Raw genomic sequence first — 1,867 nt, forward strand, 5'->3', positions numbered from 1 at the left:
TAAAGCACGCTGGCTTTCTCCTCCACGGATTCGTGACACCACTTCTTCTCGTATCCCTACCGGATACTTTTTCATCCCTTTTTTTCCGGACATAGCAAGACCCCCTAATGTAGCTTTATTTTCCTACATTAGGGGGCCTTTTGTCTATTGTCCGGTTTTACTGGAGCTGTTCACACTGAGATGGCGGCCTTTTTATGCGCAGGGAGATTTGACGGTTACTTTTTTCAAACAAGCCCTAGCCTTTGCCGTCTCTACTATCGAGTATACAATGGCACTGGATTCTGCACCCTTCACGCTGTCACAAAACAGCCAGTTCTTTCGGCCCGCAACAAATGGACGGATCGCATTTTCGGCCAAGTTGTTAGAGATAGGAACCTCAGGAGAATCTAAAAACGCCGTCAGTTGGTGCTCCTGGTTCAGCGAATAGCGGACTGCGTCCTCCAGCTTGCTGCCTTTTTCGGGGTGTACCGTTTTTAGCCAGCAAAAATACTCCTCCAGAAGGGGACGAACCACATTCTGGCGGTATTCATTGCGTGTTTTCGGTAATATATAGCTCGTTTTGCCATCCAGGGTGAACAGCTTGGTACAATACCGGTATCCCACTGCCGCTTTGCTCGTTTTCACAGTTGCTCCGTCCGGCATAGCTTCCCGCCATTTTCTCCTGGCGTGGGCCCAACAGCCGCAATGGGTAACATTTGCAACCTGGTTGTACCCAGCATAACCATCCGTCACCAGATAGCCGTTAAAACCTTTTAGAAAGTTTGCGGGCCGTTTTCCACTACGGTCTGGCTGGTACTCAAAGATTCGGATGGGCTTTTTGCTGCCTTCCCCGCTGGCGTATACCCACATCCGGGACTCAGAGGCTGCGGCTTTGCCATCCTCTTTCAAAACCTGCACAGTGGTTTCATCCGCGTGGATCACGGTGTCTTCCAGCAAGGCCTGCTTCATATGCCGGTACAGAGGTTTCAGCCAGGTTTGGGTACACTGGATCACCCAGTTGGCCAGTGTGCGCGGCTCAACTCCACTCCCTGTCTGGCCCAGATCTTCTCCTGGCGGACCAAAGGAAGCCCGTCCACATATTTCTTAATTATGACGTCAGCCACGGTAGAGGGAGAAGCCAGAGAATGCTTCATCAGGGCAGCAGGCGCCTGTGCGGTCAGGATATGGGCAAAGCCGGTGTCCTTTTCGCACTTGTCACAGGCGTAGGTACAGCTGTAGTATTCCAAAATTTTTTCTTGCTGCGGAATAATAATCAATTCCCGGCGAACCAGCTTCTTACCAATCAGCCGGAACGTACCACCACACTTGCTGCAGTTCAACTTGGATTCCGGCAGCTGGAGTATAATCTCCTCTACAGGGAGATTTTTTGCCAGTTCAGCAATTGTGCGCTTTTTCTTTCGGGCATGCGCCTTTACCGTAAAGGTCTCCTCGGTGGGTTCTTCTGCCTTGTGGTCCTGCACCTGTTCCGCTTCATTAAACAGACAAATCTGGTCTTCGCTTAAAACATAGGCCTTTTTCTCGCTGGACTGTCCGAAACGGGCACGCTGAGCGTTGAGAAGGATCTCATTCATATGATCCAACTTCTTTTTCAGGTTATCAATCTCGGCCTGCTGTTGCCGGATGGTTGTCTGGAGTTCTGCCTCACTCCTCGGCCACTGAAATCGTCCATTGGACAGACGCTTGTATAGCAGAATATATCCATCTCCGGACCAGTAGAGTGCTTTGATTCGGTCTGTCCGGCGCCCGAAGAACAGAAACAGGCTTTCTTCACTCAGACAACCGCCGTACTGCTGACTTACGATAGCCGCCAGTCCGTCTATCCCGCGGCGAAGATCCGTGTATCCGCATGCCACGTAGTAGTTTTGGA

Annotated in this window: 1 pseudogene; it reads right to left on the minus strand. The window is 51.0% G+C overall.

The features are described from left to right. Positions 1–192: 192 nt before the first annotated feature. Positions 193–1,853 (minus strand): annotated as a pseudogene (tnpC, locus tag E0E29_RS19375) (IS66 family transposase). Between the last annotated feature and the right edge of the window lie 14 nt (positions 1,854–1,867).

This window comes from Intestinimonas timonensis (genome assembly GCF_900626145.1).
In the GTDB taxonomy this organism is placed as follows: Bacteria; Bacillota; Clostridia; order Oscillospirales; family Oscillospiraceae; genus Intestinimonas; species Intestinimonas aquisgranensis.